Below are 15,364 nucleotides of genomic sequence, written 5' to 3' on the forward strand. Positions count from 1 at the left end.
GCCGTGGATCTGTTCTGAAAGTCGCCCCTGAGGCGCATGGTCAGGGCCGGATCCGGCCGCTGTATTGACACTCATTGGGAGGACATCTTGGCTTTTCCCGCACGGGCCCTCACCGCGCGAAGCGAGCGCCGCTCTAGCGCCGCGACGGGAAGCCGCGTCGGAAATACGCTCCTGCACGCGGCGGCCTGCGACCTGGTTTCAGGTGAAGCTCGCTAAAGCCCGTGTCACCAGCCGGGCCGCCAAGTGAAATAACGAAGACAAAATGGAGGAAGTGACATGGCAACGACGAATGAGGCACCGAAGAGCCTCGAGAGCATCCTGGAGGCGGCGGGAGGTCCGGTAAATCTGCTCCGCGGCTCCAACCTCGGGCCCTACCGCTTTCCCGTCATTCCGCCCGAGTTCACGAACTGGCGCGACGAAGTGCGTGCGTGGAAGGATAGCTGCGCGCTGCTCGAGCAGTCCTACCACATGACTGAACTGCACCTGCGCGGGTCGCAGGTCATCCCCTTCCTCTCGGAGATCGCTGTCAACAAGTTCGACCCGTTCCCGGTCCTGCGCGCCAAACAGCTCGTGCTGGCGGGCCACGACGGGTTCTACATCGCCGACGCCATCATCTTCCGTGAGGCCGAGGACTTCTTTCGCATCGTCGGCGCTCCCTTCGCAAGCGACTGGGTGCTCTACAATGCGGAGAAGAGCAACTATGATGTCGAGGCGAAAAAGGACGACAATTTCTCGATCCGCTCCGGCACACGCGAGGTGTTCCGCGTCCAGATCCAGGGGCCGAACGCCCTTGCGCTGATGCACGAGGCGAGCGGCGGCGGCCTGCCGGAGATCAAGTTCTTCAACATCGGCGAGTTCCAGATTGCAGGCAAATCCGTCCGTGCCCTCCGGCACGGCATGGCCGGCGAACCCGGATTCGAGATCTACGGAGCCTAGGACGACCAGCAGGCGGTGCGCGAGGCGCTGGAGAAGACCGGCGAGAAATACGGGATGCGCAAGATCGGCGCCCTTGCCTACTCGACCACTGCACAGGAGTCCGGCTGGGTGCCGATGCCGTTGCCGGCCATCTATCACAGCGATGACATGAAGCCCTACCGCGAGTGGCTGAACAACTACTTCCTGGAGGCGGTCGCCTCACTCGGCGGCAGTTTCGTGTCGGACGACATCACGGACTACTATGTCGACCCGATCGAGCTCGGCTACAGGAACGTGATCGACTTCGGCCGCGACTTCATCGGCCGCGACGCCTTGCTGGAGAGGGCGAACAACCAGCGCCGCACGAAGGTGACGCTTGAGTGGAACGACGAGGATGCGGCCGCCGTGATGCAGGACTCCATCTTCCCGGCCAACGGCACCCCCGCCAAGTTCCCCAACATGCCGATGCCCATGTACGCCACATTCCAGGTCGATGCCGTCATGAAGAAGGACAAGGTTGCGGGGATCTCGACCTGGCCGTCTTTCACGGCAAACGCCAACCGCTTTATCTCGCTGGGGCTTGTCGAAATCGAGCATGCACAACCGGGAACCGAAGTCACGCTTGTGTGGGGCGAGCCTGATTCGCGCCGCAACACGGTAGAGAAGCACCAGTTGCGCGAGATCAGGGCGAAGGTTGCACCGGCACCCTACTTCGAAAAGGTCATCAAGACCGGCAAACATTGACGCGCTGAGCACGCCAGCATGGCTCGGATCGAGCTGAGTGCCAGCTGCCAAACATTTCACCTTGGAATGGGCCTCGACATCGAGGCCGCAGACCAGATGGCCGTGCTCTCAGAGCGACCGCGGCACCCCGGCGGATGAGAGAATATCTTCTGACGCGTCGCGGCAGGAACCGCCCGGGCATCGTCGCGGCCGTCGCCTCGCGGTTGGCCGCGCATGGATCGCCGGCCACGGGTGATCAGGCGGCGCCTTCCAGATAGCGCCTGTCGAAGACGCCTTCCGCCGCGCCGCGCTTCGACTTGTCGAGCAGGTTGGCCCTGACCATCAGGTCGATCGTCGTCCTGAGCGCCTTGTCCGGTACGGCAAGGCCGTCCGGCCACATGCCCATGCCGCGCATGTATTCCAACCCCCGCCGCGCCAGGGATTCACTGTCGGGCGTGGTGATGCGCTGGAAGATCGGCAGGGTGATGCCATGGTTGGCCGCATCATTGGTGACCGCATGCGCTTCGATCAGCGCCTTGAGGAAGCTGGTCACCACATCGCGGTTCGCGCCGAGCCAGGGAGCCTTTCCGATGATGGCGGTGAAGACGATCTCGGGGATAGCGGCGCAGACCTCCCCGAGCAGGCTGTAGCCCTGGTCCTGCGCGAGGAAGTTCCACGGCGCGGGCTGCGGAGCGCAGTCGATATCGCCCGCCTGGAGCGCCTCCCACCGCTTCGTATGAATGCCGGCCAAGGCAAACTCATAGTCGCCGGGATAGTGCAGCCCTTCCGCGGCCAGTATGACCTGCGTGTAGATCGCAGTCCCCTCCGTCAGCGAGGAGGTGCCGATCCTTTTCCCCCTCAGCTCGGCGAGCGAGTTGATGCCCGAGCGCGCCACGATGGACATCGGCAGGCGCACGGCGTTGGCTGCCACGATACGCAACTCTCCTCCCCTGACGAAATCTGCGACGGCGCCTTCCGGCGGCGTGATCGCCAAGTCCGCTTCGCCTTCGAGAACGGCCGTGGTTGCCTTTTCGACACTGCCCATCCGCTTGTAGACGATGCGGATGCCGTGCTTTTCGAAAAGGCCCTGTTCGTCGGCAACGAAGACGGGGAGCCAGTTGAACCCCTGCGCGCCGCCCGCGAGCCGAAGATCGACTGGGCCGGCGGGTTCCAGATTGGTCATGACGATGTCCTCCCTTGAAACGTCCGGCGCGAGCACCGGCTTGCTCATCTGTCTGGCGAGATGTGGGTCGCTACTGCGACCTTGGCGCCATTCACATTGACAGGCATATCAGATCGAGATACTAATTGGTATCTAAAGAACAATTGGTATGTCAATATATCGATCGGTGAATCGGCTGATGCAACATCAAGCCGAGAGGGAGGACGTATGCACATTACCAAGAGTATTGCCGACGGCCGGCGGTTCGAAGCATTGACGGACTGCTGACATGAGCGGCCTCGCGCGATCGCCACAGGAAGCGCTGATCCTGGGCATGGCTGTGCTGGGTTTGCTGGCGCTTGTCGCTGCTGGACTGCTGCGCTGGCTGCGCGCCGGGCGGGTCTGGACAGACCTCCTGGTGCCGGCCTCCTTCCTGGTCGCCTACTGGCTCGCCTACAACAAGGTGCCGTCCTTTCCGCCCGTGGGCGCGGTCAACAAGATCTTCTTCGTGGCCGTGATCGGAACGGCGCTCGGTGTCCTGGTCGAGGCCGCCGGCCGCGGCGGGCTGGGTCGTGCACTCGTCCTTGCCCAACCGATCGCGTCTGCCGCGTACATTGGAACGGCTCGGCTGCCCGATGCGCTCCTAGAAGTGGCGGCGGCTGCGCTATGGGGCCTGCTGGTGATGTATGGCCTTTCCAATGGAAAAGGTCAGTCCAAGGACGTGTCCAGCACAAGACGCGCCACACTGCTCGGCATTGCATGCGCCGGATTCGCGCCGATCGCGCTGTTGGGCGCATCGTCCTCGAGCTTCCAGCTCAGCCTGCTTTTTGCAGCCGCCATCGCGGCCATTGTCGCCGCCAACATTTCAAATCCGAACTTCGGATTTCGCTCCGCATCCCTTCTTGGGGGAGCAGGGGGCACGATCGCGGCCGCGCAAACCGTCACGCTGATCACGCGCAAGACCGACATGCTGGCGCTGGCCGTGCTCACCTTGGTCTTTGTCACGCCTTTTGTCGTCGATCCGATCCTGCGCCGGGTCCGCGCCACGAACAAGGTCGTTCAACTCGCCGCATTTGTCGGGATGTGCCTGCTGCCTGTCGGTGCATCCGTGGCGACTGTGATTGCGCGGTACGGCTCAAGCTTCCCGGTATGACCCGGGAAAGGACTGTCAAAACCATCAACAGGGAGGAACTACAACCATGTCGAAGCTACTGCGCACCACCTTGCTTGCCGCTACCATCGCCTGGCTGCCGCTGACCGCCGAAAGAGCGGCGGCCGGGACATTCGATATTGATCCCGTGCATTCAGGGATCGCATTCTTCATCGATCATCTCGGCTTCTCGCAGGTGATCGGGATCGCGAAGGAATTCTCGGGCTCGTTCGAGTTCGACGCTGCCCGACCGACCGAAAGCAGCCTCGATGTTTCGGTGAAAGTTGCCGGCATCTCGACCAACAATACCCAACGAGATAGCGACATCCAGGGCGCGGACTGGTTCAACGCAACAGAGTTCCCCCAGATCACCTTTGTCGGGCACGAATTCAAGGCGGTGGACGCCAAGTCCGGCACGATCGCCGGTGATCTAACCATCGCCGGCGTCACGAAACCCGTCACGCTGGACGTCACCTTCAACAAGGAAGGCCAAAACCCGTGGGACAAGAGCCACGTCGTCGGCTTCAGCGCTCGCACTTCGATCAAACGCAGCGACTTCGGCATGAAAGCCGCGCTCGGAATGATCGGCGACGATGTGAGCCTCGTTGTTCAAGTTGAAGGGCGTGCCCGTTCGTAGGCCAGCGGTGACGTACCCGGCAGGCAACAAGCCTGCCGGGTACCTCGATTCCGCGCAATGGCAGGAAGCGAAGCGCATTGGCGCGGTCCGCCTCCTTCCGGCCAATTGAGAAACTCTCGTCGGTGTATCGCGCCCGATGAAACGTTCAGTGGCCTATTCCGCCGCCACGGGATCCCTTCGCCCGAAAGAATCGCCACCTTGCGCAAAAAGGTGGCTTGCATGAGCGATGACATTCTCGGTCGTCTCGCGGATATGCCGCTCGATCAGATCCTGGGCCGTGGCCGTGTCGCGGGCGATGACCCGATCCATGATCATCTTGTGCTCGACGTCCTTTGCGCGCCATTGCGGGCGAAACTGCGAGGACATCCTGCGGTAGCGGTGGGCGCGCTCGAAGAGCTTCTGCCTGATTTCGAGCAGATTCGGCGAGCCGCATGCAACGACCAGCGAAAGGTGGAAAGCACCGTGCAACGCAGCCCAGTCGTCGGAGAGATAGTAACTCGCGCCAAGCCGGCTCTGCAGGCGATCCATCCGATGGAAATTGGCCATAATGTCGGCCTCCCAACGGTCGTCGCCGTGATCGATCGCCAGCCTGATACACTGCCGTTCTATGAGCACGCGAACATCCGTCAGATCGTTGAGATCAAAGAGCGAGACCGGCGCGACCAGGAAACCGCGCTGCCCCTCCGCGACAACCAGACCTTCGGCCACCAACCGCGAGAGGGCCTCGCGCAAGGTGGAGAAGCTTACTTCATACAACTCCTTCAGCGTTTCGAAGCGCAGCTTGGTTCCCGGCTTCAAGGCGCAGCTGATGATATCGCTCCGCATGCGCGCCAACACATCCCCGGCGCGTGTCTCACCGGCAGGCCTGAGGGTGGTGCTCATGCATACGACTCCGCATTGAATTAGAGCGGAGATTACTGCGGATTTTCGAAATAATCAAACCTGTCGCCCTGAGGGTACGGGTACCGCCGTCCGGCGGGTGAACAACAGGGCGTAGGTCTTAGCGGTCGGACAATAGCCTCTCGGCATGCCAGCGCAGATGATCGTCCATGAAGGTCGAAATGAAGAAGTAGGAGTGATCGTAGCCCTCCTGCATGCGCAGGACGAGCCTGATGCCCGCCCGGTCGCACGCCTCCTGGAACAGCCACGGCCGCAGACCGTCCTGCAAAAACCCATCGGCCGTGCCCTGGTCGACCAGGAATTCCGGGAAGCGCTCACCGTCCTCGACGAGCGCGCAGGCGTCATGCCCGCGCCATGCCGCCTCGTCGCCGCCGAGATATTTTTCGAACGCCGGCCGCGACCAGCCGGCGGTGGTCGGCTGCACGATCGGCGCGAACGCTGAGCAGCTTCGGAAGCGGGCGGGATTTCTGAGCGCAATCGTCAGCGCGCCATGCCCGCCCATCGAATGGCCGAAGATCGCCTGGCGCGTCATGTCGGCGGGAAATTCCCGTGCGATCAACGCCGGCAATTCCTCGGTGACATAGGAATACATGCGATAGTTCCCGGCGTAGGGCTCTTGCGTTGCATCGACATAGAAGCCTGCACCGTTGCCGAACTGCCAGTTGTCTTTTTCATCCGGAACGTCGGCCCCGCGCGGACTGGTATCAGGGCAAACGACGATCAGGCCGAGTTCGGCGGCCATGCGCCTGTACTCGCCCTTGTCCATCACGTTGGCATGGGTGCAGGTCAATCCTGACAGGTACCAGACGACCGGCAGCGGACCTTGCGCCGCCTGAGGTGGCACGAAAACGGCAAACGTCATTTCGCAGGCGCAGGCATCCGAAGCGTGGGAATAGACACCCTGGATACCGCCATGTGATTTGGCGGCGGAAATCGGCTTCATCTGTTCTGGCATGTGTTCCTTCTCCGCCAAACGCCAACCATGGCCGGTGTATCTACCGCAGCGTTTGTGATTGCAGCAAGCTTGGTGGACCGACCAACGGGCATTCCGGAACGCCCGTGTGGCTTCCGCCGACCATAGAGCTTTCAGCGCGGCGTGTGGCTCATACCGATCAGTAGACCACGACGCTGCGAATGCTCTCACCGGCATGCATGAGGTCAAAACCCTTGTTGATGTCCTCGAGCTTCAGCGTGTGGGTGATCATCGGATCGATCTGGATCTTGCCGTCCATGTACCAGTCGACAATCTTCGGCACATCGGTGCGGCCGCGTGCGCCGCCAAAGGCGGTGCCCATCCAGGTACGCCCGGTAACGAGCTGGAACGGCCGCGTCGAGATCTCCTGGCCGGCGCCGGCAACGCCGATGACGACCGATTTGCCCCAGCCGCGATGCGAGGCTTCCAGCGCCTGGCGCATCACCTTGGTGCTACCGGTGCAGTCGAAGGTGTAGTCGGCGCCGCCGATCTGGTCGGCGCCGCGCTTGGTCATGCTGACCAGATGCGGCACCACATCGCCGTCGATCTCCTTCGGATTGACGAAATGCGTCATGCCGAACTTCTCGCCCCAGGCCTTCTTGTCGTTGTTGAGATCAACGCCGATGATCATGTCGGCGCCGGCAAGCTTCAGGCCCTGGATGACATTGAGGCCGATGCCGCCGAGGCCGAACACGACGGCGGTGGCGCCTTGCTCGACCTTGGCGGTGTTGATCACCGCGCCGATGCCGGTGGTGACGCCGCAGCCGATGTAGCAGATCTTGTCGAAGGGCGCGTCGGGGTTGACCTTGGCCAGCGCGATCTCGGGCAGCACGGTGAAGTTGGAGAAGGTCGAGCAGCCCATATAGTGAAAAATCTTGTCCTTGCCGATCGAGAAGCGCGACGAACCGTCCGGCATCAGGCCCTGGCCCTGCGTGGCGCGGATCGCAGTGCACAGATTGGTTTTTCTGGACAGGCAGGACGGGCACTGGCGGCATTCCGGCGTGTAGAGCGGAATGACGTGGTCGCCCTTCTTGACCGAGGTGACGCCCTTGCCGACATCGATGACGACGCCGGCGCCTTCATGGCCGAGGATGGCCGGAAACAGACCCTCTGGATCGGCACCCGACAGCGTGAACTCGTCGGTGTGGCAGATGCCGGTCGCCTTGATCTCGACCAGCACCTCGCCATCGCGCGGACCATCGAGGTCGACCTCCATGATCTCCAGCGGCTTTCCGGCGGCGACAGCGACAGCGGCGCGGGTTTTCATGCGTGTTCTCCAATTTCGATCAGCATCGGCCCACGACGGCAGGCCGGTTCTCCAGAGTTCGCGGCGAGGCCGTTGCTAGCCGGCCGCCTTCGCGAGCTTCACCTTGTGCCAGGCGATGATGTCCATCAGTTCCGGCGAGAACGCGTCATAGGCGGGAATCCCGGCCTGGACCAGTGCGCCGCGCACGCTGGCCATGCTGGTCGCCGGCGTCCCGGTCTCGACGAGCGAAGACACAAAGGCCGCGAACTCGATCTTCGGCTGGTGCCCATCCGTCGCCAGTTCGGGATGCACGAATTCGAGGCCGTAGAAATGGTGATCCGGATCGGACACCTTGCCGACCATATGCGTCCCGCAGGATCTGCAGCGGTGGCGTTCGATCTTCTGGGTGGCGTCCACGGCCTCGAGTTTGCTGCCATGCGCCTTCACCTCGACGCAGCCCGCCGGCACGACCGCGATCTGCGCGAAGGCGGCTCCGGCAGGCTTCCAGCATTTCGAACAGCCGCACAGATGATTGTGCGCCACGGCCTGATCCACCGTTATCTCCACCGGCTCGCTGGTACACTTGCAGCGCGCGGTGAATGCGCCGACCGGCGCAGCCGATAGATCCCGCTCGACGGCCGGGTGCAGCGCGGTCGTCTCGTCGCGCAAGGCCTCCGCCCGCGCCTTCAGCGCACGGTTCAAGTCGAGATAGGCCGTTCGCAAATTGGTATCGATGCTAGGCCAGCGCTCGTCTGCCATCGGGCCGTCGAAGACCTCGTTGTGGCGCACCCGCGTGCCGCCGTTCCCGGTCGGCCCCAGGATGAAGATGTGCTCCGCGCTGAACACACCGCCGGGCGCCTGGCTCAGCCAGCGCAGTTCCCGCGCCCCCACGATGCGGGTGATGGTCGGCGTGACCTCGCGCTCGGGAACATTGGGCTGGCGCAGCGTTCCGACGACACGCTGACCGACGGTCGTGCGTCCGCGCAGCGCCGGCAAGGCGGGGTTCCATTCTGGGTAACGCCCGATGTCGTCCAGCACGGCCCAAACGGTTTGTGGCGGTGCGTCGATGACGATCTCGGTTTCAAGCAAGCGCATGGAGCATCCTCATTCGTTGAACCAGATTTGTGTTTTGGCGAGCCGCGGCGCGCTAATGCGCGACCGTCGTGGCGGAGACGCCGAGATAGGCGCTCATGACCTTTGCGTCGTTGAGCAGGTTCGGCGCCGTGTCCTCGCCGACGATCCTTCCCGTCTCGATCAGGTAGCCGCGATCGGCAGTCTTGAGGCTCAGCCGCGCGTTCTGCTCGACAAGCAGGATGCCGAAGCCTTCGCCGGCGATGATAGCCAGTGACTTGAACAACTCCTTGGACAGCAGCGGCGACAGCCCGAGGGAGGGCTCGTCCAGCATCAGGATGTCCGGCTTGGACATCAGCGCCCTGCCGATCGCGACCATCTGCTGTTCGCCGCCGGACATGGTCTGCGCCAGTTGGCGAGGGCGTTCGGCAAGCCGGGGAAACAGGCCGTAGACGAAGTCGAGCATCTTGCCCGCATCGGCTTTCGCGCGCCTGGCATGGCTTCCAAGCCGCAAATTCTCGGCCACGGTGAGTTCGCCAAAGATGCCGCGGCCTTCCGGAACCAGCGCGACCCCCTCCTCCACCATCAGATGGGCGTCGAGTTTGGTGACATCCTTGCCATTCATGACGATGCTTGTGCCGGGCTCCGTGCCGACAAGCCCTGCGACGGCGCCGAGGAAGCTGGACTTTCCAGCGCCGTTGGCGCCCAGGATGACGCAGATCTCGCCCTTGGAAACACGTGCGGAAACACCGTCGAGCGCGACGTGCCGTCCGTAGCGGACGCCGAGATTGGACACCTCAAGCATCGTCATCTCCCAGATAGGCACGGACGACCTCCGGGTCGGCCAGGACATCGGCCGATCGGCCATCGGCGATCTTCGTGCCGGAATTCATGACCACGCAGCGTGTACAAAGCGAACGGATGGCATCCATCACGTGCTCGACCATGATGATCGTCCGGCCCTGTTCGCTGATCTCGCGGATGAGTTCTATGCCGACCCTCAACTCACTCGGGTTGAGGCCGGCGAGCCATTCGTCGAGCAGCAGGACATGCGGGTTTCCCGCAAGCGCACGGGCGAGCTCGATCCTCTTCTGGTCGATGTAGGTCATCGCCGCGACGGGAACCTCCTCGCGACCTTTCAACCCGACCCGCTCCAGCAGATCGCGGGCGAGCGCCAGCGCCTCGGCGCCCCAGAGCCTGTTGTGCCCGTAGACGGCACCGGCTACGACGTTCTCCAGCGCGCTCATCGACGGCAGGACGCGCACCAGTTGGAAGGTTCGGGCGACCCCGATGCGGGCGATCTTGTGGGCCGGGCGTCCGGCGATGTTCTGACCGGACAGCAGGATATTGCCCGATGTCGGCGATAGCGCCCCCGATATAAGGTTGAGCATCGTGGTCTTGCCCGAGCCGTTCGGTCCGATCAGCCCCAACAGTTCGCCTTTGGCGACTTCGAAGCTCACGTCGTTTATGGCGACAAGGCCGCCGAAGGCTTTGCGTACCCGATTGATGGTCAGGAGAGGAACGCTCATCTGCCCTCCTCGGCGGTCGTTGCCGGCAGGCTTTTGTCGATGGAGCGGCGGCGACGGAACAGGGTTTCCAACTGGCCCGTGACGCCGTCGGGAAGCACATAGACGATCGCCAGAAATGCGAGTCCCATGATCACCGCCGTCTGGTTCGGGAAGTGGCCAGAGATAAAGTCCATCACCACGGTGAAAGGAACGACGCCGACCAGGGGGCCCCAAAGGCGGCGGGTGCCGCCGAGCAGCGCCATGATGACCACGAGGAAGGACGTCATCGGGTTAAACGCTGCGTCCGGCGTTATGTAGCCGTAGCGAGGCGCCATGATCGCGCCGGCTACGGCAATGAAGGCCCCCGAGACCGCGAACAGGATGACCCTGGTGCGAGCGGTGTCGACGCCGATATGGCGCGCCACGGCTTCGTCATTGCCGATGATGCGCAAGGCGAGACCCAGCCTCGACCTGTTGATGAGCCATCCGGTGACGAACACGACCACCGTCAGCGCGAGCAGCATCCAGTAGAGATGCGTCTCGGTGAAATCGGTAAAGACGTAGAGCCCGATCGTGCCGCCGAAATTGGTCTGCACCCAAGTGACGATCTGGCCGAGGAGTTCGGCGAGGCCGAGGGTGAAGATCACGAAATAGACCCCCGAGAGCCTGAGGGTCGCCAATCCGACCAATGTGGCCAGCAAGGCGCCGGCGACGACCGCGATGAGGATAAGCGCAGGGAAAGGCAGGACGTCGATGAAGATCGCGACCGAATAGGTTCCGACTCCGAAGAAGGCGGCGCTGGCCAGCGAGACAAGGTACGTCGGCCCGGAAAAGAGCGCCCAGGCCGTGCATATGGCGGCATAGAGCATGATGTTCACGCTGAGCGACAGCCAGAACCCCTCGGTGACCAAGGGGAGAAAGGCCAGCACAGCCGCGCCGGCAAGGCCGGCACCAAGAGCCAGGAGTTCGTTGCGCGGGATGTTCATCATGCCGGCCGCTTTCCGAAGATGCCCTGCGGCCGGAACAGCAGAACGACGATAAACAGGGCGTAGTTGGCCGCCAGCGTCAGTCCGGGGTCCAGCAGGCTGGCGACGAGCGTCTCGGTCACGCCCAGGACGAGAGCGGCAAGAACCGCACCGCGAACGTCGCCGACGCCGCCCATGATCACGATGATAAGCGCCTTCATCGTGAAGATCACGCCCATAGACGTGTTGAACGTGTAGAAGGTTGACAGCAGCGTGCCGGCGCAGGCCGTGATCGCTCCTCCGAGCGCAAAGGCGAAGGCCGCGGTCTTGCGCACGTCGATCGCAACGAGCCGCGCGGCGCGCGGATCGACGGCGACGGCGCGAACGGCCGTGCCGCGGTCGGTGTGGTAAAGGAAGACATAGAGACCCGTGGCGATCACGGCGGCGGCGACAAAGGCCACGACGCGGTTCAGGCCGAACGAGTTGCCCATGATGGAAAATGGCTGGGCGAGGAACTCGTAGTTGAAATAGGACCCGCCGAAGGCCTGCAGCATCAGCCCCTGGAACAGGAACAGCAGCCCGAAGGTCGCCAGGATGGAATCGACCTCGAGCATGCCGCGATTGCTGGCCCGCTTCACCAGGGGCTGCATCAGCCAGGTATAGATCAGCCAGTTGACGACGAAGGCGCCGGGGCCGATCACCAGCAGGCCCAGCAGCGGATTGATCCCGAAGCCTGTATACAGCCAGAAGGTGACGAAGCACGCGGCAACGAGCGTCTCGCCATTGGCAAGGTTCATGATCCGCGCCACGCCGTACTGGAGCGTGAGCCCGAGCGCGATGAGCGTATAGGTGCCCCCAAGGAGCAGGCCTGTCAGCAGGATGAGCATTGTACTCTCGCAGTCACGGGCCCGGCGTCAAGAGGACGCCAGGCCGCCGGGAGGATCGGATCAGTTGCTGGGCCAGGCGGGTTTGAGCACCGGCGGCTGCGCGCCCTGGATGTTACCGGTCGCCCTGACGCCATGCACGACGCCATCGCTCCACTGACCCACCGTCCAGTTGTTGTTGTTGATGTTGTTCTCGAAGTGGATATCGCCGATGACGGTCTTGAAGGTGCCCGACTGGATTTCCTTGTTGAGCGCTTGCTTGTCCAGGCTGCCGACGTGCTCGACGGCCTGCTGCAGGATCTCCAGGCTGGCATAAGCCACCGGGCTCGCCCACCAGTCGGCTTCCTGACCGGTCACCGCGAGGTGCTCCTTGCGATAGGCCTGGAAGACGGGGTCGCTCGCATTGACGCCGCCCATGATCAGGACGCCGTTGGCTGCGGCACCAAAGCGCTTTCCGTATCCGTCGAGATTGCCGCCGACACTGACGAAGAACGCCTTGACGTCGAGCTTCTGCAACTGCGCCTGCTCGGTGAGAGCGAAGGTGTCCGGCGGATAGGAATAGGCGATGAAGGCGTCGGGATTGGCCGCCTTGGCGCTGGCGATCACCGGAGCGACGTCCTGATTGCCGAGCGGATAGGAGGTCTCATAGACGATATCGAAGCCGGCCTGCTTGAGCGCGGGCTTGCCGGTCTTGATCATCTCGAGGCCGAAGGCATCGGAAACGTTGATCACCGCGACGCGGTTGCCGATCTTGCCGGCGTCGCGCAGATCCTTGAGCGTGCCGACGATGCCGTCGGCGATGCCCTGCGCCGGGCCAAGCAGCCAGAAGGTGTTCGGCCAGCGCTTGACGAATTGATCGAGATCGTTGGCATTGCCGGTGGAGACGATCTGCGGGTAGCCATATTTCGCGATCAGCGGAGCGGTCGCGAGATTGAGGCCTGTCGAATAGGGCGGAATGATCAGATCGACCTGGTCCTGGGTGGCGAGACGCTGGATGTTCTTGACCGCCTCTTCCGGCGACGACTTGTCGTCATATTCAACGATCTCGATCGGCCGCATCTGATCGCCGACCTTAAGGCCACCGGCCTTGTTCACCTTCTCGGCCCACAGCTTGATGTTCGGCCAAAGCACACCTGACGCGCCGCCCGCAAGCGGACCGGTCTTGGATGCGCTGACACCGATTCTGACCGGGTCCTGCGCAAAGGCCGCGCTGAACGTGCCGGCCGCCAAGGCCGCCGAAAGCATGAGTACGTTGAAACTGCGTCGCAACATCGAAATTCCTCCCAGTTCTGGTTGTTTTTGGCCTCCCCTCGCCTCCCAGCGAGTTGGTCGACCGATCCCCTAGCGTAATTGCTTAGGTCATTTTCCTCCGATGATCCAGCAAATTTCGTAAACTTACATATTTTCGTTATTTTCTCTTAGTGACGATATTCCCAGTCGGCCCGGGTGCCGACGTTGGCCCCGAACGATGCTGATTTGGCCGCACTGCGGAAAACCGGTCCCGCACTGCATCATTTAAGATACTTTATAGTATGCAGATACGCTTTAGAATGTCAATGCCGAGAAGTCCGCCGGTTCGTCCTACTTGTCTGCCTCAGGCGGATGGAATGCCGCCGCCCCGCCCGGGCGCAGCCTCATTTCGAAGTGCTCGCCAGAGCCTCGAGCGCCAGCACCGGATCCGCGACCTGAGCGGGATCGGGGCTGGCCGACATGGCAAGGAGGCGCTTGCCGATCAGATAGTCACGCGGCGCATTCAGCCCATCGACCGCGACAAGCTGCCCTTCGCGGTAGTACCAGTGCGACCGTCCCGGTCCCGCCCCCTGCCTGACAACCACCGTATCGTCCGGCCGGGACAGGCCGGCGATCTGCAGCTTGAGATCGAACTGATCCGACCAGAACCAGGGCTTTGGTCTGTAGGGCTGGCGCGCGCCCATGATGTTGCGGGCGACCAGGTCGGCGCTGTCGATCGCGTTGCCGACGCTCTCCATCCGCAGCCCGCCTCCGGGCAAGGAAAAATTGGCGCAATCGCCTGCGGCCCAGATGAACGGGTCGTCCGTGCGCCCGTAAGCGTCGGCGGCGATGCCGTTGTCGACTGCGAGACCCGCCTCAGCCGCCAGCGCCGTTTCCGGCATACCGCCGATCCCCGCCACGACAACGTCGGCGGTGACGATCGTGCCATCGCTGAGCCTGGCGCCGCCAACCCGGTCTGCGCCCAGCAACTCGCTCACCGATTTGCCGAGATGAAACGCCACGCCCCTGGAGCGGTGGAGCGCCTCGACCGCTGTGGCGGTTTGCGCCGAGGCCACGCGCGCGAGCGGGCGATCGGCGGCTTCCACCACATCCACCGTCATGCCGAGCCCGCGTGCGACGGCGGCGATCTCGAGCCCGATATATCCGCCGCCGATGACAAGGAGCTTGCCTTGCTTTTCAAGCGCCGGCCGCAACCCATCGATGTCGGCGAGCGTTCGGATGGTGAAGATACCCGCAAGACCGCGCGCAATCGCCTGCGGCAACTTTCGGGCGGTCGCTCCGGTTGCGAGCACCAGACGATCGTAGGCAAGCATGCCACCATCGGCGAGACATACGCACCGCCGGGCGCGGTCGATGGATGCGACGCGCGCTCCCAGTCGCAACGCGATCCGGTTCTTTGCGTACCAGTCCTCCGCTTTCAGCTTCAGCCGGTCGCGTTCAAGTTCGCCCAGAAGATAGGCCTTCGACAACGGGGGACGCTGGTAGGGAGCATCCGGCTCTTCCCCGATCAGGGTGATCGATCCCGCGAAGCCGTTCGCCCGCAGCTTCTCTGCCGTCGACAGGCCGGCCTGTCCGGCGCCAACGATGACGATGCTGGTTTCGTTGCCAGGCTCGGCCGCGGCGGGATGATCGGCGTGAAGGGACATGGTCAGCCTCAACCGCTAGGCGGCCGGAACGCGGACGGAAATATTGTCCAGCGCATCGCTGACCTTGACCTGGCAGCTCAGCCGGCTTCCGGATTCGCGCGGCGCTTCGGCGAAGTCCAGCATGTCGTTTTCATGCTCGCTGATGGGTCCGAGCGCCAACATGATTTCCTCGGGAAGCACAACATGGCATGTGGCGCAGGCCGCCGAGCCGTTGCATTCGGCGATGATGCCGGGAACGCTGTTTTCAAGCGCGGTTTCCATCAAGGTGCGGCCGTTCTGGGCCTCTACGGCGAGTTCGGCGCCGTCCGCGAGCAGAAACCTAATCGTTGGCAT

Annotated in this window: 16 protein-coding genes; 4 read left to right on the top strand and 12 right to left on the bottom strand. The window is 63.1% G+C overall.

The genetic code is table 11. From position 1 onward, the window contains the following. Positions 1–276: 276 nt before the first annotated feature. Together ACFFNA_RS14495 and ACFFNA_RS14500 are read left to right on the top strand one after the other, a co-directional pair. Positions 277–936, top strand: coding sequence for a hypothetical protein (locus ACFFNA_RS14495; protein ID WP_378919219.1), 660 nt, complete (start codon positions 277–279; stop codon positions 934–936). Positions 937–951: 15 nt separating this feature from the next. Then, positions 952–1,659: a hypothetical protein gene (locus ACFFNA_RS14500; RefSeq protein ID WP_378919221.1), complete on the top strand. Its 708-nt coding sequence runs from the start codon at positions 952–954 to the stop codon at positions 1,657–1,659. 235 nt (positions 1,660–1,894) lie between these two features. Here ACFFNA_RS14500 and ACFFNA_RS14505 read toward each other — a convergent pair whose 3' ends face one another. Beyond that, positions 1,895–2,821: an ABC transporter substrate-binding protein gene (locus ACFFNA_RS14505; protein ID WP_378919223.1), complete on the bottom strand. Its 927-nt coding sequence runs from the start codon at positions 2,819–2,821 to the stop codon at positions 1,895–1,897. 328 nt (positions 2,822–3,149) lie between these two features. Here ACFFNA_RS14505 and ACFFNA_RS14510 point away from each other — a divergent pair, with 328 nt between their 5' ends. After that, positions 3,150–3,953 (top strand): hypothetical protein, encoded by an 804-nt coding sequence (locus ACFFNA_RS14510; RefSeq protein WP_378919225.1) that lies wholly within the window; start codon positions 3,150–3,152, stop codon positions 3,951–3,953. A gap of 70 nt (positions 3,954–4,023) precedes the next feature. Continuing rightward, complete coding sequence (locus ACFFNA_RS14515) at positions 4,024–4,587, top strand: YceI family protein (RefSeq protein WP_378919227.1); 564 nt, start codon at positions 4,024–4,026, stop codon at positions 4,585–4,587. Positions 4,588–4,740: 153 nt separating this feature from the next. Here the strand turns inward: ACFFNA_RS14515 and ACFFNA_RS14520 are convergent, their stop codons facing one another. From ACFFNA_RS14520 to ACFFNA_RS14570, 11 genes are all read right to left on the bottom strand, one after another. Beyond that, positions 4,741–5,469, bottom strand: a complete 729-nt coding sequence (locus ACFFNA_RS14520) for an FCD domain-containing protein (RefSeq protein ID WP_378919229.1) — start codon at positions 5,467–5,469, stop codon at positions 4,741–4,743. Positions 5,470–5,587: 118 nt separating this feature from the next. After that, positions 5,588–6,442, bottom strand: a complete 855-nt coding sequence (fghA, locus tag ACFFNA_RS14525; RefSeq protein WP_378919231.1) for an S-formylglutathione hydrolase — start codon at positions 6,440–6,442, stop codon at positions 5,588–5,590. A gap of 157 nt (positions 6,443–6,599) precedes the next feature. Further along, on the bottom strand, positions 6,600–7,727 hold the full coding sequence (locus ACFFNA_RS14530; RefSeq protein ID WP_378919233.1) for an S-(hydroxymethyl)glutathione dehydrogenase/class III alcohol dehydrogenase: 1,128 nt from the start codon (positions 7,725–7,727) through the stop codon (positions 6,600–6,602). A gap of 75 nt (positions 7,728–7,802) precedes the next feature. Continuing rightward, entirely contained in the window at positions 7,803–8,801 is a 999-nt protein-coding gene (locus ACFFNA_RS14535; protein ID WP_378919235.1) for an SRPBCC family protein, read from the bottom strand. Between the two features lie 52 nt (positions 8,802–8,853). Continuing rightward, entirely contained in the window at positions 8,854–9,582 is a 729-nt protein-coding gene (locus ACFFNA_RS14540) for an ABC transporter ATP-binding protein (protein WP_378919237.1), read from the bottom strand. After that, positions 9,575–10,306 carry an ABC transporter ATP-binding protein gene (locus ACFFNA_RS14545; protein ID WP_378919239.1) on the bottom strand — a complete coding sequence of 244 codons (732 nt, stop codon included), beginning with the start codon at positions 10,304–10,306 and terminating at the stop codon, positions 9,575–9,577. The genes ACFFNA_RS14540 and ACFFNA_RS14545 overlap by 8 nt, the downstream gene beginning before the upstream one ends. Then, positions 10,303–11,274, bottom strand: a complete 972-nt coding sequence (locus ACFFNA_RS14550; protein WP_378919241.1) for a branched-chain amino acid ABC transporter permease — start codon at positions 11,272–11,274, stop codon at positions 10,303–10,305. Before ACFFNA_RS14550 ends, ACFFNA_RS14545 begins: the two co-directional genes overlap by 4 nt. After that, positions 11,271–12,137, bottom strand: coding sequence for a branched-chain amino acid ABC transporter permease (locus ACFFNA_RS14555; protein WP_378919243.1), 867 nt, complete (start codon positions 12,135–12,137; stop codon positions 11,271–11,273). The genes ACFFNA_RS14550 and ACFFNA_RS14555 overlap by 4 nt, the downstream gene beginning before the upstream one ends. A gap of 60 nt (positions 12,138–12,197) precedes the next feature. After that, positions 12,198–13,406, bottom strand: a complete 1,209-nt coding sequence (locus tag ACFFNA_RS14560) for an amino acid ABC transporter substrate-binding protein (protein ID WP_378919245.1) — start codon at positions 13,404–13,406, stop codon at positions 12,198–12,200. A 362-nt stretch (positions 13,407–13,768) separates the two neighbouring features. Then, complete coding sequence (locus ACFFNA_RS14565) at positions 13,769–15,031, bottom strand: NAD(P)/FAD-dependent oxidoreductase (protein ID WP_378919247.1); 1,263 nt, start codon at positions 15,029–15,031, stop codon at positions 13,769–13,771. Positions 15,032–15,046: 15 nt separating this feature from the next. Next, entirely contained in the window at positions 15,047–15,364 is a 318-nt protein-coding gene (locus ACFFNA_RS14570; protein ID WP_378919249.1) for a 2Fe-2S iron-sulfur cluster-binding protein, read from the bottom strand.

The sequence above is a fragment of the Mesorhizobium kowhaii genome, from assembly GCF_042431665.1.
Lineage (GTDB): Bacteria > Pseudomonadota > Alphaproteobacteria > Rhizobiales > Rhizobiaceae > Mesorhizobium > Mesorhizobium kowhaii.